Annotated in this window: 20 protein-coding genes and 2 pseudogenes; 10 read left to right on the forward strand and 12 right to left on the reverse strand. The window is 72.8% G+C overall.

The genetic code is table 11. The features are described from left to right. Positions 1 to 66 precede the first annotated feature (66 nt). Positions 67 to 423, forward strand: a complete 357-nt coding sequence (locus GL259_RS36455; protein ID WP_159537959.1) for a hypothetical protein — start codon at positions 67 to 69, stop codon at positions 421 to 423. Between the two features lie 649 nt (positions 424 to 1,072). After that, positions 1,073 to 1,387, forward strand: coding sequence for an alpha-amylase (locus GL259_RS36460; protein WP_159537961.1), 315 nt, complete (start codon positions 1,073 to 1,075; stop codon positions 1,385 to 1,387). A 69-nt stretch (positions 1,388 to 1,456) separates the two neighbouring features. On the opposite strand, the gene GL259_RS36465 is transcribed toward GL259_RS36460, so the two are convergent. Beyond that, on the reverse strand, positions 1,457 to 2,161 hold the full coding sequence (locus tag GL259_RS36465) for a TetR family transcriptional regulator (RefSeq protein WP_159537963.1): 705 nt from the start codon (positions 2,159 to 2,161) through the stop codon (positions 1,457 to 1,459). A gap of 96 nt (positions 2,162 to 2,257) precedes the next feature. On the opposite strand from GL259_RS36465, the gene GL259_RS36470 reads away from it, so the two are divergent. The 3 genes from GL259_RS36470 (at position 2,258) to GL259_RS36480 (ending at position 7,440) form a co-directional block, all read left to right on the forward strand. After that, positions 2,258 to 3,748, forward strand: coding sequence for an MFS transporter (locus GL259_RS36470; RefSeq protein ID WP_166461609.1), 1,491 nt, complete (start codon positions 2,258 to 2,260; stop codon positions 3,746 to 3,748). Positions 3,749 to 3,889: 141 nt separating this feature from the next. Then, complete coding sequence (locus tag GL259_RS36475; protein WP_159537965.1) at positions 3,890 to 5,725, forward strand: ABC transporter ATP-binding protein; 1,836 nt, start codon at positions 3,890 to 3,892, stop codon at positions 5,723 to 5,725. Beyond that, positions 5,725 to 7,440, forward strand: coding sequence for an ABC transporter ATP-binding protein (locus GL259_RS36480; RefSeq protein WP_159537967.1), 1,716 nt, complete (start codon positions 5,725 to 5,727; stop codon positions 7,438 to 7,440). Before GL259_RS36475 ends, GL259_RS36480 begins: the two co-directional genes overlap by 1 nt. 99 nt (positions 7,441 to 7,539) lie before the next feature. On the opposite strand, the gene GL259_RS36485 is transcribed toward GL259_RS36480, so the two are convergent. Together GL259_RS36485 and GL259_RS36490 are read right to left on the reverse strand one after the other, a co-directional pair. Continuing rightward, positions 7,540 to 8,097, reverse strand: a complete 558-nt coding sequence (locus GL259_RS36485; RefSeq protein ID WP_159537969.1) for a DUF2087 domain-containing protein — start codon at positions 8,095 to 8,097, stop codon at positions 7,540 to 7,542. A 112-nt stretch (positions 8,098 to 8,209) separates the two neighbouring features. Next, positions 8,210 to 8,668, reverse strand: coding sequence for a VOC family protein (locus GL259_RS36490; protein ID WP_159537971.1), 459 nt, complete (start codon positions 8,666 to 8,668; stop codon positions 8,210 to 8,212). 182 nt (positions 8,669 to 8,850) lie between these two features. On the opposite strand from GL259_RS36490, the gene GL259_RS36495 reads away from it, so the two are divergent. Then, positions 8,851 to 9,612 (forward strand): GNAT family N-acetyltransferase, encoded by a 762-nt coding sequence (locus GL259_RS36495; RefSeq protein WP_159539241.1) that lies wholly within the window; start codon positions 8,851 to 8,853, stop codon positions 9,610 to 9,612. A gap of 274 nt (positions 9,613 to 9,886) precedes the next feature. Here the strand turns inward: GL259_RS36495 and GL259_RS36500 are convergent, their stop codons facing one another. Together GL259_RS36500 and GL259_RS36505 are read right to left on the reverse strand one after the other, a co-directional pair. Then, positions 9,887 to 10,753: an alpha/beta hydrolase gene (locus GL259_RS36500; protein ID WP_159537973.1), complete on the reverse strand. Its 867-nt coding sequence runs from the start codon at positions 10,751 to 10,753 to the stop codon at positions 9,887 to 9,889. Positions 10,754 to 10,840: 87 nt separating this feature from the next. After that, positions 10,841 to 11,626, reverse strand: a complete 786-nt coding sequence (locus tag GL259_RS36505) for a DeoR/GlpR family DNA-binding transcription regulator (RefSeq protein ID WP_159537975.1) — start codon at positions 11,624 to 11,626, stop codon at positions 10,841 to 10,843. A 259-nt stretch (positions 11,627 to 11,885) separates the two neighbouring features. Here GL259_RS36505 and GL259_RS36510 point away from each other — a divergent pair, with 259 nt between their 5' ends. Then, positions 11,886 to 12,263, forward strand: a complete 378-nt coding sequence (locus GL259_RS36510; RefSeq protein WP_243762501.1) for a DUF4406 domain-containing protein — start codon at positions 11,886 to 11,888, stop codon at positions 12,261 to 12,263. Positions 12,264 to 12,362: 99 nt separating this feature from the next. Here GL259_RS36510 and GL259_RS36515 read toward each other — a convergent pair whose 3' ends face one another. Further along, positions 12,363 to 12,881 (reverse strand): hypothetical protein, encoded by a 519-nt coding sequence (locus GL259_RS36515; RefSeq protein ID WP_166461415.1) that lies wholly within the window; start codon positions 12,879 to 12,881, stop codon positions 12,363 to 12,365. Between the two features lie 179 nt (positions 12,882 to 13,060). Between GL259_RS36515 and GL259_RS36520 the strand changes: the two genes are divergently transcribed. Further along, a complete protein-coding gene (locus tag GL259_RS36520; RefSeq protein WP_243762502.1) occupies positions 13,061 to 13,423 on the forward strand; it encodes a hypothetical protein in 363 nt (120 codons plus the stop codon). Positions 13,424 to 13,997: 574 nt separating this feature from the next. On the opposite strand, the pseudogene GL259_RS38035 reads toward GL259_RS36520, so the two are convergent. The 4 genes and pseudogenes from GL259_RS38035 to GL259_RS36530 all read right to left on the reverse strand — a co-directional run. Then, positions 13,998 to 14,183: pseudogene (locus tag GL259_RS38035) on the reverse strand (hypothetical protein); the annotation flags it as partial. Beyond that, a complete protein-coding gene (locus tag GL259_RS36525; RefSeq protein WP_208026568.1) occupies positions 14,180 to 15,241 on the reverse strand; it encodes an ABC transporter permease in 1,062 nt (353 codons plus the stop codon). The pseudogene GL259_RS38035 and the gene GL259_RS36525, both read right to left, overlap by 4 nt. A 222-nt stretch (positions 15,242 to 15,463) precedes the next feature. Then, positions 15,464 to 15,602, reverse strand: a pseudogene (locus tag GL259_RS39180) (3-beta hydroxysteroid dehydrogenase); the annotation flags it as partial. A gap of 49 nt (positions 15,603 to 15,651) precedes the next feature. Beyond that, positions 15,652 to 16,395, reverse strand: coding sequence for an SDR family oxidoreductase (locus tag GL259_RS36530; protein WP_159537981.1), 744 nt, complete (start codon positions 16,393 to 16,395; stop codon positions 15,652 to 15,654). A 104-nt stretch (positions 16,396 to 16,499) separates the two neighbouring features. Here GL259_RS36530 and GL259_RS36535 point away from each other — a divergent pair, with 104 nt between their 5' ends. Both GL259_RS36535 and GL259_RS36540 read left to right on the forward strand, forming a co-directional pair. Continuing rightward, positions 16,500 to 17,348 (forward strand): LysR family transcriptional regulator, encoded by an 849-nt coding sequence (locus GL259_RS36535; protein ID WP_159537983.1) that lies wholly within the window; start codon positions 16,500 to 16,502, stop codon positions 17,346 to 17,348. A 263-nt stretch (positions 17,349 to 17,611) separates the two neighbouring features. Then, the gene (locus GL259_RS36540) at positions 17,612 to 18,070 is read left to right on the forward strand and encodes an SRPBCC family protein (RefSeq protein WP_159537985.1); all 459 of its coding nucleotides are present in this window, start codon (positions 17,612 to 17,614) and stop codon (positions 18,068 to 18,070) included. A 548-nt stretch (positions 18,071 to 18,618) separates the two neighbouring features. Here the strand turns inward: GL259_RS36540 and GL259_RS36545 are convergent. After that, a complete protein-coding gene (locus GL259_RS36545; protein ID WP_159537987.1) occupies positions 18,619 to 19,491 on the reverse strand; it encodes a class I SAM-dependent methyltransferase in 873 nt (290 codons plus the stop codon). 138 nt (positions 19,492 to 19,629) lie between these two features. Continuing rightward, the gene (locus GL259_RS36550; protein ID WP_208026569.1) at positions 19,630 to 20,226 is read right to left on the reverse strand and encodes an XRE family transcriptional regulator; all 597 of its coding nucleotides are present in this window, start codon (positions 20,224 to 20,226) and stop codon (positions 19,630 to 19,632) included. Between the last annotated feature and the right edge of the window lie 471 nt (positions 20,227 to 20,697).

Here is a 20,697-nt window from a genome sequence, read left to right on the forward strand (position 1 = left end):
CGTGATCATGTCCTTCTTGTTGGGTGGATCGGGTCAGTCGACGAATCGACCTACGGGGGTTGTCACATGAGGAACGTGCTTCGAGCGGCGGTGGTCGCCGGTGCCACGCTGGCGCTCGGCGGAATGACGCTGGCCGGTACCGCGCAGGCGGCGACGGCCGGATTCTTCCTCGGGGACGGCGTCAACATCCGTACGTGCCCCTACACCTCCTGCACGGTGGTGGGTCAGGGGCAGCGCCTGCAGACCTTCAACGTGGACTGCTGGACGGACGGCACGTCCGTGTCCGGCAGCACGGTGTGGGTGCGCGGACGGAACGCCGCCACCGGTGTCTACGGCTACGCGTCCGCCGTGTACGTCAATTCCTCGGGCAACGGCACGCCCGGCTCCGGGGACAGGTGGCGCTACTACGCTCCGCACTGCTGATTCCTGGCGGAGCGGCCCGCCGGAACCCCGGGGTTCCGGCGGGCCGCTTCCGGTGTCCGGCCGCGGCCCCCGGGGCGATCACCGCGCAGCGGACCGGCGCGGCTGCCGCGCGGCCTCGGCGCCCCGTCCCGCGAACCCCTCCGGACGCTCGCCCGCCCGGCGCGCCCGCGGGGAAACTCCGTGTCCCCTCCTCCGGCGCCTTGATCACCTGGCCGCCGAGGACGCCGGACCGCGGTCGCACCGCATGAGTTCTTCCGGCCCGCCGCCATGGTTCAGGGGCCGGTCGGCCGTACGCCGGGCGCCCGTCGCACCCTTCGAGAACCGGACCGATGCCCCGCCGGGGTTCTTGCAGGACCGGGCGGCCCCTCCTCCGCAGGCAGGGCCGCCACCTGCGCGTTGATGCGGATCTCTCTTCCGCGAACACGAAAAGGTTGAACCCTCACCTTGGCCGCCGCGCTGCTCGCGTCGCGTTCACGCAGGCCACAGCGGTGCAGGCGGGAAAGCAACCCCCTGACCGGAAGCGGGACGAGCACTTTGCGCCCCGGCATCGCGCACTGGAAGTCTTCGACCGTTGAACGCGTGGTCCGCCCGGAAGGACGATGCGCGTTCATGAAATTGACGGCCCTTCAGGGAAGGAAGGCGATCAACCATGCGGATACGGAGTCTTCGTCATGCGGTCTGCGCGGGCACGGGGGTGGCGCTCCTGCTCTCGCCCCAAGTGACCGGCTCGGCCCTTGCCGTGCCCTCGGCCGTGGAACCGGCGCCCTCCTGCGTGAACCTGTATCAGAGCTGGCGGTACACGCAGGCCGGGAACGACTGCGCCGTACCGATGACCGTGAAGGTCGTCTACCAGGACGGCGCCGAGGGCGCGTGCCACGCCGTGCGACCCGGCGAGGTCACCACCATCGGCGAGGGACACACCGGCCCGCACGGGCGCGCCGACCACATCGCCCTGTGCCCGTAGTCCCGTCCGGGGCGCCGGCGGTCGAGGGGGCGCGGTGGTGGGTGCGGCGCGGGCCGGGCGCGCTCTCCGTCAGGAGTTCCCGGGGGGTCTCCCGGGGGCCTCGGCCCGGGCTGCCGAGGCCTGGGCGAGCAGCCCGTCGACGAACGCGCGGAGTCCCTGGGGGTAGATGTCCCGTCCGGTCAGCGCCGCCCACCGGTGGCCGAGGGCGGCCAGTCGGGGCACCCGGGACGCGTCGAAGGCGTCGCGGAAGGTGAAGTGTTCGCCGGTCCGTCGGCGGGCGGTGTGCGCGCGGACCAGGACCTCGCCGACGGTGTAGTACCAGATGCTGCGGAAGACGTCGACGCTCTGCTCGGGCGTGCATCCGTAGTCGTCGGCCCCGGCCACGATGGCCTCGACCATCCACAGCGCCGACTCGTCGAGGAGGCCGACGAACCCGTCGGCCGACAGGACCTCCGCGGCCCACGGCCACGCGGCGAGCGCGTCGTGCATCGCGGTGGCGGCCGTGACGATGCGCTCCCGCGGGTCACCGGGCAGCGGGGGCCGCTCGACCTGGCCGACGTAGTCGTTGAGCAGGAGGACCAGCAGGTCGTCCTTGTTGCGGATGTGGTGGTACAGCGTCGTCGTCCCGACGCCGATCTCGGCCGCCAGCCTGCGGACGGTCAGCTTCTCCCAGCCGTCCTGGTCGATGAGCCGGCGTGCCGCCGCCAGGATCTGCGCGCGGGAGGTCAGGGGTGGCCGGCCGGTGCGGCCGTGCGGTGCGGGCGGTCGGGACATCGTCCCATCATGCCGCCCCGCCGCGCCCGCCTGGAAACGGGTGCGGATTCCGCCCGTGGTGTTCACAGCTCCCGGACTCGGTGCTACTTTCGGAACATGTTCGGAAAGTCGCCGGACGCCGGCGGGGCGGGGGAGTGCGCGATGACGTTGGACGGTGCGGTCGTCCGGCCGGGGCTCACGCTCGCCACGGTGGCCGTCGTGCAGTTCATGGTGTCGCTGGACCTGTCGGTCGTGAACGTGGGACTCCCGCAGATCGCCGCCGGCCTCGGCTTCGGCGCGGTGGGCCTGACCTGGGTGATCCACGCCTATGCCCTCACCTTCGGCGGGCTGCTCCTGCTGGGCGGCAAGGCCGCCGACCGGTACGGCCGCAAGCGGGTCCTGGTGATCGGGCTGGGCCTGTTCGGCCTCGCCTCCCTCGTCGGCGGCTTCGCCCGGGAACCCGGCCACCTCGTCGCCGCCCGGGCCGCGCAGGGCATCGGGGCCGCCGCGCTGGCACCGGCGGCGCTGGCACTGCTGACCGCGGCGTTCCCGACGGGCAGGGCGCGCGTCCGGGCCTTCGGCGTGTGGAGCGCGATCAACGCCGCCGGGGGAGCCTTCGGCGTCCTGACCGGCGGCCTGCTCACCGAGTACGCCGACTGGCGCTGGGTGATGTTCGTGAACGTGCCGATGGCCGCCGGCGCCCTGATCCTGGCCTGGCGCGGCGTCGCCGACGGCCCGCCGGCCGCTCGCGACGGCCGGCCGGACGTGCTCGGCGCCGTCCTGGTCACGGCGGGCATGACCCTGCTGGTGTTCGGCGTCGTCCGCACCGACCGGCACGCGTGGACCTCACCGGTCACCCTGACCACGCTGACGGCCGCCGCCGCGCTGCTGGCCGCCTTCCTGCACGTCGAGCGGAGCACCTCCCGCGATCCGCTGATCCGGCTCGGCCTGCTCACCGGCCGCTCGGTCGCCGGCGCCAACGCCTGCAACCTCCTCATCGGTGCGGCCATGGCCTCGGCCTTCTACTTCGTGTCCCTCCGCCTCCAGAACGTCCTCGGGGCGGGGCCCGCGCTGACCGGGGCCATGTTCCTGCCGTTCGCCCTCACCGTGGTCGTCGGCTCCGTGCTCGCCGTCAGGCTCGGCCACCGTCTCGCTCCCCGCACCCTCCTGACCGCCGGCGCCCTGCTCACCGCGACCGGGCTCGCCTGGTTCGGACTCGCCGACCCCGACGGCACCTTCGTCACCGACGTCCTCGGACCCTCGCTCGTCACCGGTACCGGCTTCGGACTCTGCCTCGCACCGGTCGTCTCCACCGCCACCGCCGGCGTCGCGCCCCACGAGACCGGCACCGCCTCCGGCCTGCTCAACAGCTCACGCCAGATCGGCGCGTCCCTCGGACTCGCCGCCCTCGGCACCGCGGCCCACCACCGCACCGGTCCGACCGCCACACCCGAGGCCCTCGACGACGGCTACACACTCGGACTGACCCTCGGCGCCGTGCTCCTGGCCGCCGCCGCCCTCGTCGCCCTCACCGTGCTGCGGCCGGCCGGCCCGCCGTCACGGGCCCAGCGGGCCGACGACCGCGACGTGCTCCCCGCCAGGGACTGACCGGACGGGTGAACGGGCGGCCCGCGCACCCTCGAGGCCGCAGCGGCACCCCGGCGCCCACCGGGGCGGCGCGGCCGGCCGCCCGCGCACCGCCCCGCCCACACGCCCGGCAGTGACGACCCGTACGAGGACAGGAGGACGATGACCACCACCGACCTTGCCGAGGCCGAGGAGCGGTCCGCACCACCACCGGACGCCGATCCTCCGGCAGGACGGAGGACGTGGGAGCTGCTGCGCCCCCATGCCCGCAGGTTCGCCGCCGTTGTCGTCCTGCAGGTCATCGGCGCTCTCGCAGGCCTGGCACCGCTGCTGGCGGTCGTCGAACTGGGCCGCGCCCTGCTGGCGCCCGGCCCCGTCGACCACGGCCACGTGCGGCTCGTCGTGATCGCGGGTGCGGCCGGCCTGTTCCTCCGCTTGCTGTTCACGACTGCGTCGTCCGCGATCGGGCACGTCCTCGACGGTCAGGTGCAACTGTCGCTCCGCCGGCAACTGGCCGCGCGACTGGGGCAGGTGCCGATCGGCTGGCTCTCCCGGCGCCGCACCGGTGAACTGGCCGAGGTGGTGGGGGAGGACGTCGGCGCCGTGCACCCGTTCATCGCCCACACCCCCGGCGAACTCGTCTCCGCGTTCGTCGTACCGGCGGCGTCGCTCGTCTACCTGTTCACCGTCGACTGGCGGCTCACACTGATCACCCTGGTACCCGTGGTGCTGGCAACGGCGCTGGTGCCCCTGATGATGACCCCGGCCCGGCTGCGCGAACAGCAGGAGTTCGACGGGGCCATGGGACGCATCACGAATGCCGCCGTGGAGTTCGTGCAGGGCATCTCGGTGGTCAAGGCGTTCGGCGGGTCCAAGCGCGCCCACCGCCGCTTCCTCACGGCGGCGGACGACTTCGTCGCGACCTTCGACCGGTGGGTGCGCGGCATCTCCAGGGCCGCCGCGGGAATGCAGTTCGTGCTGTCACCGCCCTTCGTGCTGCTGGTCGTCCTGACCGGCGGCGCGGTCCTCGTCACCGGCGACGAGACGGCCCCGGCCGACCTGCTGCCCTTCCTGCTCCTCGGGCTGGGCCTGACCGCCCCGGTGGCGGCCCTCGGCCACGGCTTCGACGACACGCAGGCCGCACGGCGGGCGGTCGGCCGCATCGGGGACGTGCTCCGGGTGCGGCCGCTGCCGGAGCCCGCCCACCCGGCCACCCCACAGGGGCACCGGGTGGAACTGCGCGACGTGCGGTTCGGCTACGAAGCCGACCGCGAGGTGCTGCGCGGGATCGACCTGGTGCTGGAGCCGGGAACGGTCACCGCGCTCGTGGGCCCGTCGGGAAGCGGGAAGTCCACCCTGGTGCAGCTGCTGCCGAGGTTCTTCGACCCGACCCACGGCTCGGTCCTCCTGGGCGGCGTGGATCTGCGCGACCTCGGCAGCCGGGCGCTCCACCGCATGGTCTCCTTCGTCTTCCAGGACGTCCGGCTGCTGCGCGCGTCGGTCGCGGACAACATCGCGCTGGCGGTACCGCACGCCGACCTCGACGACGTGGTGCGCGCGGCCCGGCTGGCCCGGATCCACGAGCGCATCCTCGAACTGCCCCGCGGATACGACTCGGTGATCGGTGAGGACGCCGGCCTGTCGGGCGGCGAGGCACAGCGGATCTCGCTCGCACGCGCACTGCTCGCCGACGCGCCCGTTCTGGTCCTCGACGAGGCCACCGCCTTCGCGGACCCGCAGACCGAACAGGCGGTCCGCCGGGCCCTGTCGACACGGGGGGGCGGCCGGACCCTGCTGGTCATCGCCCACCGCCCGGAGACGATCACCGGTGCCGACACCGTCGTGATGCTGGAGAACGGGTCGATCGTCGAACGCGGCAGCCCCGCCGAACTGCTGGCACGGGCAGGGAAGTTCGCTGAGTTCTGGCACACACACCGATCGGCGGTCGCCGACGACGGCGAATCCCGCGAGGGCGTACCGCAAGGAGACGAGCACTGATGATCCGCATGCTGCTGCGCGTGCTGGGGCGCGAGCACGCCGGGCCGTTGCGCCGCACCGTGGCCCTGATGACATCGACCGCGGTGGCCGAGGGACTGTCCTACGCACTGCTGGTCCCCGTGCTGCGGGCACTGCTCGGCGGCACGCCCGACGACGTCTGGCCCTGGCTGACCGCGTTCGGGGCCGCGGTAGCGGTCTACGCGGTGCTCCGCCACCTCGGCGACGTGTCCGGATTCCGGGTCGGGGCTGCGCTGCTGCGCGGCATGTACCACCGGCTCGGCGATCACCTGGCCCGGCTCCCCCTCGGCTGGTACGCCTCAGGCCGCCTCGGGGAGGTGTCCGTCCTGGCCGGCCGGGGCGTCCTCCAGGCGATGAGTGCGATCGCGCACCTGCTGGCACCGTTCATCTCCGCCGGCGTGACCCCCCTGACGATCGTCGTCGTGATGCTCGCCTTCAACTGGCAGATGGGGCTGGCCGCGTTGGCCGCCGTACCGGTCGTGGCGGTGATCCAGATCCGGACGGGCCGCTCGATGGCCGCCCATGACCGAGAGCGCGAGGAACGCGACCACGAGGCCACCGGACGGGTCATCGAATACCTCCAGGCCCAGCCCGTGCTGCGCGCCGGCGGCCGGACCGCCGAACGCTTCCGGCTGCTCGACGACTCGCTGCGGGAGGTCCAGCGCGCGTCCCGTCGCTCCGCGCTGTCGGCACTGCCGGGCGCGGTGGGCCTGACGCTCACGGTGCAGACGGTGTTCACCGTGCTGCTGACCCTGGGTGCCTTCCTCGCGCTCGGCGGGCACATCGGGGTGGCGGAGGTCCTGACGATCCTCGTGCTGGCCGCTCGCTGCGCCGATCCGCTGCTGTCACTGGCGGAGACGGGCGGCCGGCTCCGCGGCGCGCGCTCCGTGCTCGCGCGGCTCGACGCGGTGCTGAGCACCGAACCGCTGCCGGAAGCCGCCGAACCGGTCCGACCCGTGGGCCACGGCGTGGAGTTCGAGTCCGTGGTCTTCCGGCGGGGCGGCCGCACGGTGATCGACGGTGTCTCGCTGTCCGTCCCCCAGGGACAACGGCTCGCCGTCGTCGGACCGTCGGGGGCGGGCAAGAGCACCTTGCTGCACCTGCTCGCGCGGTTCCACGACGTGGACGGGGGCGCGGTGCGCGTCGGCGGCGCGGACGTGCGCGCGATCGACCCGGAGGTACTGATGGCGCAGATCGCCATCGTCTTCCAGGACGTCCGCCTCTTCGACGGCACGATCGAGGAGAACGTACGCCTCGGCCGCCCCGACGCCACCGAGGCCGAGGTGCGGGCGGCGGCGACCGCGGCACGGCTGGACGAGGTGATCGAGCGGCTGCCCGGAGGATGGGCGGGGACGATCGGCGAGGACGGCACACTGCTCTCGGGCGGCGAACGCCAGCGCGTGTCCATCGCCAGGGCGCTGCTGAAGAACGCGCCCGTCGTGCTGCTTGACGAGGTGACCTCCGCACTGGACCCCGTCAACGAGGCGGCCGTCCACGAGGGGATCGAACGCCTGATGGCGGGCCGGACGGTGGTGATGGTCGCGCACCGGATGCGCACCGTCCGGCGCGCCGATCGTGTCGCCTTCCTGGACGGCGGCCGGATCGTGGAGGAGGGCAGCCACGACGAACTCCTGCACCGCGGCGGCCGCTACGCCGAATTCTGGAACCTCTCCCTCACTCCGGCCGCGAGTGAGTGATCCGCGGCCGGGGAGGGCGGTGGCGGGGACCGGCTCGCCGGCCGGCGGGCGCCGGCCTCCACCGTGCGCCGCCGAGCGACCGGTCCGTGGGCCGGCTCCTCAGCGGCTCCCGGCCGGGGCGTCGGCCGGGCGGCGGTAGACGCCGTCGCTCCGGTGCAGGTGGTGCAGGTCGACGAGGTAGCGGCGCAGGGTCACGTGGTCGAGCCGACCCCCCTCGCACCAGGCGCGGAGCCTGTCGTTGACTTCCGTCTCCGCGTACTCCCGGCCCGGCTCGAACGTGCGCTCGGCGACATGGCGCAGGACGAGCATCTTCCGGTTCCACTGCGCCGGCAGCTTCACCAACCGCCCGTCCTTCAGGAACGTGCGGAGCACCGTCTCGGCCCGCTCGTCCCCGGTGCCGTGGTCCTGCGCGGGCCGGGGCCCGGCAGCCTCGCGTGCGAGACGGCGGAAGGAGTCGTAGGCCACCGCGAGTCCGTCGCCGTCCGCTGCGACGACCTCCCGTTCCTCGAGCCGCCGGAGCGCGAGAAGGGCGTCCTTGGCCGGCAGCCCGGTCCGCTCGGCCACCTCGGCGGCGCTCCCCGCCCCCAGCGCCACGGCGGCGAAGACCCGCACCCGGGTCTCGTCGGCGAACAGCCTGACCACGTCCTCGGCCGTCATGCTCCGTCTCCGTCCTTCCGGGGCGGCACCCAGCACGCCGCCTCCGGGGACGCTACCTCCGCGACCCGTCGGACGCCCCTCGTTTTTCGCGTGCGCCCACCGGCCCGACCGGTCAGGCGTCCGGACCGGTGCGCACGAAGAGACAGAACGGGTGGCCCGCGGGGTCGTACAGGACGCGCACGTCGGCCTGGGGCTGGAAGTCCGCCGGGGTCGCCCCCGAAGCGAGGGCACGCTCGACGGCGGGGGACAGGTCGTCCACCTCGATGTCCAGGTGCATCATCATCTGCTGCCCGGACCGGGCGGAAGGCCACCGCGGACGTGTGAAGAGCGGCTCCGTCTGGAACGACAGCCCGGCGGTGCCGTCGGACGGCGCGATCTCGACCCAGCCCGGCTCCTCCTTCCGCACCGGCCACCCGAGCGGGCCCTGATAGAACCGTGCGAGCGCGTGGGCGTCCGGTGCGTCGAGGGTGGTCGCGGCCAGCGTGAAACGCGGTGGGTGCTCCGTACGGTGCTGCTGCCCGGTTTCGGCTTCGACGCTCGCCCGCCACCGGCGCGGACGCCTCCCGGGCATCGCCGATCGGTACGTTGTTCGAACAAACATAATTGTGTTGGAAAGCAGGCGCGGGTGCCGCCGACCGGCTCGACGCGCGGCCACCCGATCGTCCATCCCGCCCCCAGAGCAACGGGAAGAGTCCGAACTCCATGGCCATGACGAACCACCGCGTCACCGACGTGGGCGCCCTCCTCGCCAGGATGGAATCCAACCTCGCCGAGCACGCTTGTCATCTGCACAGACACCTGGACGGCGCCGCGGTCGTCGAGACGGGGGACCTGCTGATCGCCGACAGCGGACTCGAGGACGACACCTTCAACATCGTCGCAGCCGCACGCTTCCCACCGGACCGGGCCGACGTCCGCATCGCCCAGACCCTGGAGACCCTCAGGGCCACCCGCCGTCCCCACTCCTGGTGGGTGGGCCCGGCTTCCGCACCCCCGGACCTCTCCCTGCGCCTGTCGGCCGCAGGCCTGGAAGCGTCCGAGAGCGAGACGGCCATGTGGGCGCACCTCGACGGACTGCCCCCTCGGCCCGTCCCGCAGGGACTGGAGATCCGCCAGGTCGTCACCCCGGAGCAGCTCGCCGACTACGCGACGGTCCTGGCCGCGAACCGGGATCCGCCGGCCGTCACCGTCCACCGCTTCTTCGAGCTGACCGCCGCCCGGGCGCTGGCCCCCGACTCCCCGGCCCGCTACCTGATCGGCTACCACCACGGCCGGCCGGTCTGTTCGGCCGAGGTCTTCTCCCACGCGGGGGTCGCCGGGATCTACAACATCAGCACCCCGGCCACTCACCGCAGGCGCGGGTTCGGGGGCGCCATCACCCTCGCCTCACTGCACGACGCCCGTGAGCAAGGGCAGCGGACCGCGGTGCTCCAGGCGACACCGCAGGGGCAACCGGTCTACGAGCGGCTCGGCTTCACGGCCTGCGGTCACTTCACCGAGTACGCCGTCCGATGAACCGCCCGGCCGGCGCACCGGCCGGACACCTCGGGGCACGCCGCGTGTGGGTGTTCCCCACCCTGATCCCCGAAGGGCACTGGGGCGGCCGCGGCGCCATCACGCCGCTCGCGTCGATCCTCGCCCGTCTCACCGGCGGTGACCAGGAACGAGCCCGCGCGCTCGCCCGGCAGCGGACCGCGATGAGCCGGGACGAGCGGAGCACGCCTGCCGTGACCTCGGAGGTGGGCCGGCGACAGCGTCGGGAGACGTCCGCGGTGGCCGCCCGTGACGGTCACGTTCGCTCCACGTGCTCGAGCAGCGCCCGTACGATCCGGTGGCTGTGCGTCCACAGCACGGAACCCCCGACGCCGGGCACCAGATGCCGTACGGCTCCCGGAATGCGCGATGTCAGCCCGACGCCCTGATCGGGGGAGTGGCTGAGATCCTCGGCCCCGTACCAGACGTCCACGGGCACGGCGATCGACGCCAGGTCGATGCCCCACCGCCCCATCGCCAGAACGGTGTCCCGGGCGTACCCGCCGGCCCCCTGCGCGAAGCCCTCCCGCAGCGCCCGGAGGTACGCGGCGGCGAAGGACTCCTCCCGGTACACGGCCACGTCACAGGCGGGGCTGCCGCCCAGGACCATCTCCCACATCGTCTGCGCGGTGAACGCGGCGAAGATCTCCTCGGCCCTGTGGGGCTCGTCGACGCAGAGGTCCACCAGGTGCCGGAGTCGCGGCGGGAGAACGTCGGCGAAGCGCGGGTCGGCGACTTCGTCGGCTCCGGAGACGACGGCCGACGCGCCGACCACACCGGCGGCGGCGCAGGCCAAGGCGAAGGGAGCCCCTTGCGAATGGGCGATCACGGCCGGTCGGCCGAGGCCCCTCCGGTTCGCGAGAGTCCGTATGTCCGCGGCGAAATCAGCGAACGTGCGCCGGGGAGCGGGAGTGGAGCTTCCGAGACCGGGGCGGTCCACGGAGATCAGCCGGATCCCGAGGTCGCTCACGGCTGCCGCGTCGAGGCCGAGGTGCCGGCTTGTGGCGGCGCCGGGGCACAGCAGCACCGGTGTGCCGTCCTCGCGCCCCCACTCGGCCCATCCGAGCAGTCTTCCGTCGGGCAGCCGCTCTTCGCCGACACGCAGGGGCGGGACGATGAGCATGGTGGTCCTTCTGAGTCATCGAGCCGGTCGGTGGTGTATGTGAACGGTGGTGTCGGCGGACCGGAGTCGTGGGAACCCCGGGGACGCTCAGGCCAGGTGGATCTCGACCCCGGACTCGCGCAGGGCCTGCAGGGTGGACGGGCCATTGGGATGAGTCTGCGGGTCGTCGGCGGCGGAATCGGTGACGAAGTGATCCACGGCACCGAGAGGTGCGACCTGACTGAACGCCCGGACACCGAGCTTGGTGGCGTCCGCGACGGTGATCGTGCGGGCGGACTGCGCGAGCCCGGCCTGCTTGACGGCCGCGTCGTCCAGGGAGAACTCGGACCAACCGCGTTCGGCGTGCACTCCTCCGATGGACATCACGAAGCAGTCGAAGCTCAGCGACTCCAGGGTGCGCAGGGCCAGCGGCCCCACCAGTGAACGCTCACCGGGCCGCGACCGCCCTCCCACGACGATGAGTTCGATCCCCGGCCGGTCCGCCAGGACCGTCGCCGTCTGCAGACTCAGCACGGCGACCGTCAGCGGTGCCCGCTCCGCCAGATGCTCCGCGACGTGCACCGTGGTGGTCCCCGCGTCCAGCAGGATCCGCGAGCCGGGTTCCACCATCGCGGCCACGGCCGCACCCAACCGGTCCTTCGTGGCGGTCTGCCATTCTCCGCGGGCGGCGAAGCCTCCGCCCTCCTCCCGCGGGCGAGTGGCGACCGCACCGCCGTGGACCCTGCGCACCAGGCCCTGGCGCTCCAGCGCGTTCAGGTCCCGGCGCACGGTCATCTCGGACACCCCGAGGCGCTCGGCGAGCTCCGAGACGGACAGGGTGCCCGAGCCCTGGACCAGGCGCAGGGTCAGGTCGAGACGGTTGGCGACACTCATGACGTGTTTCTAACACGTTTCTGTTCACTTGAACACTTGGTGGACGTGGTACGGAGGATGCTCCGCGGAGTCGGCCCTGCGGACGGCCGCACGACAGCACTCATCTCACATTTGAATGTTCACTCGAACTTTCATGTGTTAGAAATGAGTCCTGGGGATCGTCGGCCGTCGGGACCTGACCCCGCGGCCGGCTCGGGCTCCGACAGGCCTTCCCCTGTCGGAGCCCGCCCAGCGTCCGATCTCGTGGAGGAAGCATCCCGTGAACACCCACCCGCATTCGTTGATGATCCTCGTCGCCGGACCGTACCGCTCGGGCACCGGTGACGACCCGCGCAAGCTGGAGGCGAACGTCCGCGCGATGAACGAGACCGCCCTGGCGCTCTTCCGCGCCGGCCACCTCGGGGTCACCGGCGAGGCACTCGCCCTGCCGCTGCTGGAGACCGCCGGCAGCACCGGCCCCGGCGACGCCGTCTACGAGGAGATGTTCCACCCCGTCGCCGAGCGGCTTCTCTCCCGCTGCGACGGGGTCCTGCGCATCGGTGGCCCGTCCGAGGGCGCCGACCTGATGGTCGCCCGGGCGCGTGCCTGGGGCAAGGCCGTCTACACCGGCCTCGACGACGTCCCGGCCGCCCGGTGACAGCCGGGACCGACACCCTGGCCGAAGAACCTGTCGTCCGGGAACGCCCCGCCGAAGTCGCCGAGGGGACGTTCGCCCGCTGCGTCGGCCGCCGTCACGTCAGGTCCCGGCCGCGCCGAGCTCATCGACCCACGCGGTGACGGAGCACCGCTCAGCGTTGAGGTCGACGTCCCGGTCGTCCGGGACCGGCCGGACGCCGTCCTCCTCGTGATACCAGTGGACCCAGGCGGGAGCGGGCCGCAGCAGCGGCTGCGGACCGAAATCCTTCGCACAGGTCACGAAGTCGGCCAGCAGACCGGCGAACAGCCGTGGAGCATCCGCGGGTTCGGGCGCTTCGCCCGCTGGCGGAGAAGTCTCGGCGCCGGCGACCTTCCCGCCCAGCGGCAACGGCTCCGGGCAGGGGAAGCCCGCCTGCCACGTCCGGCGGTGTACCCAGGCACAGGCCTCCAGCCGCGTGTCGTCGTCGCGGACCTTCAGCACCACCTCGCGACCGTCCGCCAGCCGGAGGCCGTGGACCGCGGACAGGTTTCCTGCCGTGAGAGTGCGTGCGGCAACCGGACAGCCCAGGTGCTCGAGACACCAGTCACTCACTGCTCGGTCATCGATTTCCGCAAGCATGTTTCTCCCTCCAGGGGCCCGTTCGTCGATCCGCCAAGGCCAGGAGGGCGATCCGGAGCCGCCGCGCCGCCGGTCGGCCAGAGCCGGAGCCGATCACCTTTCCACCGCCCTCGGCAGCCTCGCACGCCGTCCGGCAGACTTCGTCCGCGAACAGGTCCGTACAAGCGCTGTGGAACAGCATGGACGACCGGGTCGACTGGGTTGCCGGACTCGCGCGGGTCAGCGGGAGCGCGGTTGTCGGCCCGCGTGACACGCCCGCCAGTCGGCGTACCGAGACGGCCGGCCTGCACCTTCCCAGGGCCGACGTGGCCGCCCGGTTCGGCTCGCCGGAACAGGCCGAGTTCCCGCACGGGCAGCGCCGCACCGCCGACTCCCTCGTCGCGACCCTCGCGACGCGCGCGGGGGTCGTGATCATGCCGGAACGGGAAAGACAGACCACGCTGGGGCGGATCCGCGCCTTCCTCGCGAGCAGACCGGAGACCGCCCGCGGCGAGTTCACTCTCCCGATGCTGACCGGCGTGCTGCGCGTCCGGCGGCTGTGACGCACCACGTCGACACCCGAACCCGACGCACGGCCGCGTGCTGCGGGGACCTGCCGCAACGATCCACCGGACGCCGTGGAACGGATCGTCAGGCCGACGCGAACCGGGCGACGCAGATCTGTTTGCGGCCCTCGTCGGCCAGCGTGCGGTCGCGGAGAAAGGCCGGTCGGCGGGGGTCGGCCAACTGTGAGCCGGCCCCCGGCCCACAGTCCGCGAGCGCTCACTCGCGGGTGCGATGACCTCGCTGAGGCGTGGTGGGACCGTCGTCCGTCCGTCGCCGGCCGGGCCACATGTCCCCGTGGGCGGCATCCATGAACCGGACCCGCGGCTCGCGCAGCGCGGACGCGTCGGCTGTCTCCCCTCGGGCCGCCTCGGCCAGGCGGGACGCATAACGACAGGCCGGGCCCCGCAAGCGACCCACCTGCGCCGAGCGCCACCCCTGCGAGAGACAGCAGCGCCGGCCCCAAGGCCCCCCAAGACCCCACGGCTGAAGTCTCTCAACGGCGTTCCCCCTCGAGGAGGGCCGGGACGCCGAACCGTCGTTGAGGCAGGGCAGTGGCGAGACGATCCCTGGGACGTGGATGTTCGCGGCGAACAGCGTCTCATCAGGCGTTTCCTGCGTCCCACCGCGCTGCGGGCGCACCTCCGACGGCGGGACCAGCGGTTCCGCGATCTTCCGCAACCCGCCCGGAACAATCCAACTCCACGTGTTCCGCCCCGTGTTCGGCCCAACGAGCCGAACCGCATGGGACACGGTCATGACTCGGCGTGTGCCGCACGGCGCTCGCGACCGCCGGGATGCCGGTGCCGCCAGGTCCAGAAGACCGCACACGACAGCAGGGCCCATCCGCCCAGCACCAGGAACGGGAACGCGTGCTGGTGCCCCTGGAAGTACACCGCCGTGTGCTGCGCGTTGACCGAGGCGCCGGGCGGCAGCCACTTGCCGATCTCGCCCAGCGGGGACGGCAGGAGCGGCCAGGACACCGCGCCGCCGGACGAGGGGTTGCCCAGCAGGACCATCAGCCCCCACGTCGGCAGCATCGCCCAGCGTCCGAACAGGGTGTTGAACATGGTGAAGACCATGCCGCTGGCGAACAGGGTGAGCGCCAGGATCAGCCACGACTCCACGAACGGCAGATCGAGCGCGCCGAGCAGCCAGTCCACGGTCGCGACGATGGCGAACCCGCCGAGCAGCGCGTAGGCGAGGGTGAAGAGGATGCGTTCGAAGGGCGTCAGGGACCGTGCGTGCACGCTGAGCTGGATCGCTCCGACGAAGCCGATGATGACGGCGGCCAGCGAGATGTAGAAGATCGCCAGTCCGCGCGGGTCGCCCTCCTGCAGCGGGTTGATGTCCCGGACGGTGACCCGGACGCCGGTTTCCTCCCCCACGGCCGGCGACGTGTCGGCCAGCACCTCCGCGACCGAGGCCCCGGAGGCGCCCGACACGTCGAGGATCGCGGTTCGCCCGTCGTCGCGGATGTCGAAGATCGCGAAGACCTCCTGGTCGTCCACGGCCTGACGGGCCTCGGCGGCACTGTCGTACGTGTGCACCTTCACGGACGCGTTCAGCGCCTTCTCCAGACCGTCCAGGAAGGCCCGTCCGCGTGCCTGTTCGTACGAGCCGACCACGGCGGTGGGGATCGAGTGCGGCGTCGGCTTGGCCATGGAGTAGGTGTACGAACCGGCGAAGAGACCGGCCGCGGCCGCCAGGATGAGCACCAGCACGACGGCCGGCAAGAACGGTGACTGCCGGAACTCGGACCACCGCTGCCGGCGCGTCGGCGGTCGGGCGTGGGCACCATGGGACATGTCGGCCATGGTCAGGACGTTTTCACAAGCGGGGTGAAAGGGCACCAAGAGCGCCGTCACCCGTGGGAGCGTCCAGGATGACGGCGTCCTCTGATGCGTTCAGACGCGTGGACGGTCGCTCGCCGCGGTCGGTGCGCGTGGCGGTCGCCGGGGCGCCCGGGAAGGCCGGGCCGTACCGGAGGGCGAGGCGGGCGCCCCGGCGGAGTCGGTGACCCCGTGCAGAGCGCCGGGCGTGCCGCGGCGGACCTCGGCGCCGGCCGTCTGCCGGGCGTCGGGGGAGGTGTCGGAGGGGGACGGACCCGACCGCCTCATGACCCGCCGCCGGCTCGGGTACGACGGCCGAGCCGGTCCAGCCGGACGCGCCGGTCACGAGGACGCGCCTGCGCCGTCTCCCCGGGGCGCAGTGGACTGCGTGCCCGTCACCAGGGCACCTCGCCCTCGTCGTCGAAGAAGCGGCCCGTCGGCCCGTCGTCCGGCACGGTCGCCAACCGGATCGCGCAGGCCGCGCCCTGTTGCGGGGTGCGCACTCCCCGGAAGCCGTTGAGGTCGGTCGCCGTGAAGCCGGGGCAGACGGCGTTGATCAGGACGTTCGTGCCGGCCAGTTCCTTGGCGTACTGCACGGTGACGGCGTTGAGGAATGTCTTCGACGGCGCGTAGGCGACGGAGATCGGGCCCGTCTCGGCGCCGGGCGTGGTCTGGAGCGTGAGGGAGCCGACGCTGCTGGAGACGTTCACGATCCGCGGCGACGGCGAGCGGCGCAGCAGCGGCAGCAGGGCGTTGGTGACGCGGATGACACCGATCACGTTGGTCTCCACGGCCGCCCGCACCCGGTTCACGTCGACCGTGGTGGGCTCCTGCGGTCCGCCGCCGGTGATCCCCGCATTGTTGACGAGCGCGTCGAGCCGCCCGGCCCGCTCCTCCACCAGCCGGGCCGCCGCGTTCACGCTCGCGTCGTCGGTCACGTCCAACGGCACGCCGAACGCGTCGACCCCGGCCGCGCGCAGCTTGTCCACAGCGGTCTCGCGCCGCTCCTCGTCGCGTGCGCCGACCCCGACGGACCAGCCGAGAGCGCCGAGTCCGGCGGCGATCTCGTATCCGATGCCCTTGTTGGCCCCGGTCACCAGTGCGACCTTGGGCTGGTTCACGATGTTCGTCTCACTCATGGCATCGATGTTTCTCCCGCGCCCGGCAGCACGTCCAAGACCGACCGGGTGGGCGGCGATACCGCCCGGGTATCGCTCCTGGCCGGCCCGGTTACGCTGACGGGGTGGAGACACGTGAGCTGCGCTACTTCGTCGCGGTCGCCGAAGAGCTGCACTTCGGCCGGGCCGCGCGGCGGCTCGGAATCGCCCAGCCCCCGCTGTCACGGGCGATCGGCCGGCTCGAACGGCGTCTGGGCGCGGCCCTCCTGGAGCGCGGCACCCGGGGTGTCGCCCTGACCGGGGCCGGTGCGGTACTGCTGCGGGAGGCGCGGGCGGCGCTGGACGCCGTCGAGGCCGCCGAGCGGCGCACCCGCCGGGCCGCCCTCGCCGCGACCGGCCGCCCCGCCGTGGTCCTCGCCGCGAAGGCGGGCGCCTCCGGCGAACTGCTGGCGAAACTCCTCGACGCCTACGCCGCCGAGCCCGGCTCCGTCGCCGTGGACGTCGTGCTGTGCGGGCCGGGCGAGCAGGCAGGGGTGCTGCGCGACGGCCGGGCCGACGTGGCCCTGCTGCACCGGTCGTTCGACGACACGGCCGGCTTCGACACCGAGGACCTGCACACCGAAGGTCAGGTCGCGATCCTCCCTGCGAACCACCCCCTCGGTGCCCGCCCCCACCTGCGGCTTGCCGAGGTCACCGACCTTCCCGACCTCCCCCTGCCCCGCTGGCCGCGCCCCGACGGCACCTTCCCGGACGGCCCCGGCCCGCAGGTACGCGACCACACGCAGCTCACCCAGCTCATCGCCCTCGGCCGCGCCTGCGCGGTCGTCCCCGAGTCGGGCCGCACCGGCCTGCGCGAAGACCTCACCGCCGTACCGGTCCTCGACGCCCCCCGCGTCACCACGGTCGTCGCCTGGCCCCCACACAGCCGCTCGACGGCGGTCGCGGGGCTGGTCCGTGCCGCCACCGCCCTGTGACCGACGGCGATGAACGCCGGTTCCAGTCAGGCCCCCATGAATTCGATCAAGGAAATCCGGGTGCGTTCGCGTTCGGGCCGAGGCCGGCACTGCCCGGTGTCCGAGTTGCTGCGGGACGACGTGAGGGACTTCTCCGCCCTTGAATGGGAAGGGTGTCTTCCGGATGTGGGGCCGGACGCCGGACCGAAGGCAGGTTCGTCCCCGGCGCTCCGGTAGGTGGCGGCCTTCCCGGGTACTCGCCGCGGCGTGAAAGGAGGTCCGGTATGGGCACCGTCAAGGAAGCAGTGGAAGTCGAAGTTCCGCTCCACACCGCCTACAACCAGTGGACCCAGTTCGAGGAATTCCCGAACTTCATGGAGGGCGTCGAGGAGATCACGCAGCTCGACGACCGCCACAATCACTGGACCACCAAGATCGGCGGAGTGCGGCGGGAGTTCGACACCGAGATCGTCGACCAGCTCCCTGACGAGCGGATCACCTGGCGCACCACCAGCGGCGACATCCAGCAGAAGGGTACGGTCCGCTTCCAGCGTGTGGATGACACGCACACGCGGGTGGAGCTCGTGATGGACGTCGAACCGAGCGGAGTGGCGGAGAAGGCCGCGGACATGCTGGGGACGATCGACCGGCGCGTCAAGGGCGACATGCGGCGCTTCAAGGGCTACATCGAGCAGCAGGGGGGTGAGACCGGAGCCTGGCGCGGTCGCATCACACCCGGCTGAGCGCGCTCGACTCGACGACACCGCGGTGCGGGCCGCGTCGTCCACGGGCGCGCCTCACCGCAGTGCGTCGCACCGCCGAGAAGCCCCTGGTACCGCAACGGCGCCCGCCCCGGTCGCCGACCGGTCCGGGGGCTGTATCCATGTCGCTTGTCATGGTTGACGCGGACCTGATGCCGGCGAGCGCGACGACCGGCTGACCATCGACGGACGCGCCGGATTCGCCGGCGTCAGCCGATGCCGCAAAGGCTCCACACGCCGCGATCCCCAGCAAGGCACGGTCGTCCCGGATCTGGGCCGGCGCGACGTCACCGCGCCCGCGCCGAACCGGCTGTGGGCCACCGGCCTGACGACGGCCCCCGCCGGCGAGGGCCCTTTGCGGCCGGCCCCGAACCGCGGCACCTTCTCCCGCCGGGTGACGTCGTCGCCCAGCCACCCGAAGACCGTTCAGGCGCTGATCCCGCCGACCGAGTCGACGACGCCGTTGTCGCGCACGAGACGGGCAATGGGGTGCCGGGGCTGCCCGGTGGGGGACCGGGGGCTGCTCGGGATCAGGCGCGGCGTGCGGCCCAGACGGTGCGTTCGGTGCGCACCGCCAGGTCGTCGCGGCGCAGGATGCTGTGCGGGCTGCCGGTGTCGAGGAGCCGGTCGAGCGCGGTGAGGTCCTCGGGGCCGAGCCCGGCGGCGGCGGCCCCGCGGATGCGTTGCAGGCCGACGAGGGCGTAGCGGCCGATCGCCGCACTGCGGTCGCCTTCGATGTGCACGGCGATGGTGCGCCGGGCTTCGACGGTGAATCCGGCGGCGGTCAGCATCGGACCCCAGTCGGCACCGCGGTGAGGCACGTGCCCGGTGTGGAAACGGTCGGTCGCGGCATGGCAACGCTCCTCCAGACCCGGCCGGTCCTCGGGGGCGCTCTCGGGCAGAAAACGGGGGAAGCCGGCCAGCTCGACGACGGCGAACAGGCCGCCGGGCGCGAGCATGTCGTGGACGTTGCGCAGGGCGCGGCCGGGGTGGGCCATGTGGTGCATCGAGGCTGAGGCCCACACCAGGTCGGGGGAGCCGAGATCGGGCCAGCCGGAGGCGTCGAGGTCGGCCCGGACGACGCGCACGCGATCCTCCGCTCCCCGGGCGCGTGCCTTCTCGCGGAGGCGCTGGAGGTGCCCGGCCGAGGTGTCGACGGCGGTGACGTGCGCCTCGGGGAAGCGGTCGAGGAGGGCGAAGGTGCCCGCCCCCGTGCCGCAGCCCAGGTCCACGATCCGGCGCGGGTCGCTCTTCAAGGGCAGCCATGCGGTGATGGAGGCGATGTGCTCGGCGAGGACCTCGGCGTCCAGGTCGAGGATCTCCGCCTGGTCGTCGGCGTCGTGCTCCTGGCGGCGGCCGTGCCGAGCACCGTGGTGGGGGGTGTGCGGGTGCGCTTGCGTCATGCCATCACCGTAGAGAGGTCATGCGTCTGAAGCACGACTGCTTGCTGTTCACGCAAGAAGGTGCCTCCGTCCGTGGCCCGTCACGCAAGCTGCCGCAGCGGTGAACCCCCGCGGTGGCCCCCGGCGAGGCTCACCCCTTCACGCGCGGGCACCCTGCGCATCGTCGCGGTCGCCGGGGTCGCGTTGGTGGCCGCGGCGGGCGTCGCGGTCGAAGATGCCCATGATCTCGCAGGGTCCGCCCTCGGCGCCGATGGCGTGCGGCATCATCGTGGGGAACTCGGCGGCCTGGTTGGTCTCGATGCGGAAGCGGCGCTGACCGAGCATGAGGACGGCGGTGCCGGACAGGACGACGAGCCATTCGCGTCCCGGGTGGGCGCGCATGCGCGCGGGGTTGTCGGGTGGCGGTTCGGTCATCCGCTGACGCATGACGCTCAAGCCGGGGTCGCCCTTCACGGGCCAGCGCATCAGACCGTGCGTGCTGTCGATCATCGGGCTGATGACGACATCGTCGGCGGCGTTCTCCACGAGCTGGTCCAGGGTGGTGTCCAGGGCGCGGGCGAGCGTGACCAGCTGGTCCAGAGCGAGGCGGCGCCGGCCGTTCTCGATGCGGCTCAGCGAGGACTGGCTGAGGTGGGCGCGGGTGGCCAGTTCCTCCAGGGACCAGCCCTGTGCCACCCGCAGAGCGCGGATCCTTTTGCGTACGAGGCTGTCCAGCTGCTCGTCTTCTTGCGTCATGAGCAACATCGTATGCCCCGAATGCAAACCGGGATGGGCGTCGCGCGCGGACGGCCCGGAACGTCCGGGGCCACGCACGAGGAGGGAGCAGGGCGATGCCTGAAACGGCTCCGGCGTACGAGAGCGACACGCTGCCCGGTGGGACGGCCGACACGGCGGTGATCGGTGGCGGGACCGCCGGCAGGTACGCCGGTACGGCGGCCGGATCGTCCCCGGAGAGGTGGCCTCGGCCGCGCCCGCCGCCCCCGCCGAGGGCGATCTGCGGTCCACCATCAGCCTGGCTGACGGCTGCGCCCTGACGGCGCGCAGCGCGTCGGCGGCCACCGGCCTGCGCGACGTGGCTGCCCGGAGCAACCGGCCCGGCCGAGCACTGAGAGCACAGCGTGGTGCACTGCCCCTGCTGCCACGGCCGGGAGGTTCGCGACGAGCCGACCGGCATCCCCGCCACCGGACCCGCCTCCGTGCACCACA

It is taken from the genome of Streptomyces sp. Tu 3180, assembly GCF_009852415.1.
Taxonomy (GTDB): domain Bacteria; phylum Actinomycetota; class Actinomycetes; order Streptomycetales; family Streptomycetaceae; genus Streptomyces.

Coding starts and splice junctions, on each gene's coding strand:
- GL259_RS36455 (WP_159537959.1), top strand. CDS start 67: ATGAGGAACGTGCTTCGAGCGGCGGTGGTCGCCGGTGCCACGCTGGCG.
- GL259_RS36460 (WP_159537961.1), top strand. CDS start 1,073: ATGCGGATACGGAGTCTTCGTCATGCGGTCTGCGCGGGCACGGGGGTG.
- GL259_RS36465 (WP_159537963.1), bottom strand. CDS start 2,161: ATGTCCCGACCGCCCGCACCGCACGGCCGCACCGGCCGGCCACCCCTG.
- GL259_RS36470 (WP_166461609.1), top strand. CDS start 2,258: ATGTTCGGAAAGTCGCCGGACGCCGGCGGGGCGGGGGAGTGCGCGATG.
- GL259_RS36475 (WP_159537965.1), top strand. CDS start 3,890: ATGACCACCACCGACCTTGCCGAGGCCGAGGAGCGGTCCGCACCACCA.
- GL259_RS36480 (WP_159537967.1), top strand. CDS start 5,725: ATGATCCGCATGCTGCTGCGCGTGCTGGGGCGCGAGCACGCCGGGCCG.
- GL259_RS36485 (WP_159537969.1), bottom strand. CDS start 8,097: ATGACGGCCGAGGACGTGGTCAGGCTGTTCGCCGACGAGACCCGGGTG.
- GL259_RS36490 (WP_159537971.1), bottom strand. CDS start 8,668: ATGCCCGGGAGGCGTCCGCGCCGGTGGCGGGCGAGCGTCGAAGCCGAA.
- GL259_RS36495 (WP_159539241.1), top strand. CDS start 8,851: ATGGAATCCAACCTCGCCGAGCACGCTTGTCATCTGCACAGACACCTG.
- GL259_RS36500 (WP_159537973.1), bottom strand. CDS start 10,753: ATGCTCATCGTCCCGCCCCTGCGTGTCGGCGAAGAGCGGCTGCCCGAC.
- GL259_RS36505 (WP_159537975.1), bottom strand. CDS start 11,626: ATGAGTGTCGCCAACCGTCTCGACCTGACCCTGCGCCTGGTCCAGGGC.
- GL259_RS36515 (WP_166461415.1), bottom strand. CDS start 12,881: ATGCTTGCGGAAATCGATGACCGAGCAGTGAGTGACTGGTGTCTCGAG.
- GL259_RS36520 (WP_243762502.1), top strand. CDS start 13,061: ATGGACGACCGGGTCGACTGGGTTGCCGGACTCGCGCGGGTCAGCGGG.
- GL259_RS36525 (WP_208026568.1), bottom strand. CDS start 15,241: ATGGCCGACATGTCCCATGGTGCCCACGCCCGACCGCCGACGCGCCGG.
- GL259_RS36530 (WP_159537981.1), bottom strand. CDS start 16,395: ATGAGTGAGACGAACATCGTGAACCAGCCCAAGGTCGCACTGGTGACC.
- GL259_RS36540 (WP_159537985.1), top strand. CDS start 17,612: ATGGGCACCGTCAAGGAAGCAGTGGAAGTCGAAGTTCCGCTCCACACC.
- GL259_RS36545 (WP_159537987.1), bottom strand. CDS start 19,491: ATGACGCAAGCGCACCCGCACACCCCCCACCACGGTGCTCGGCACGGC.
- GL259_RS36550 (WP_208026569.1), bottom strand. CDS start 20,226: ATGACGCAAGAAGACGAGCAGCTGGACAGCCTCGTACGCAAAAGGATC.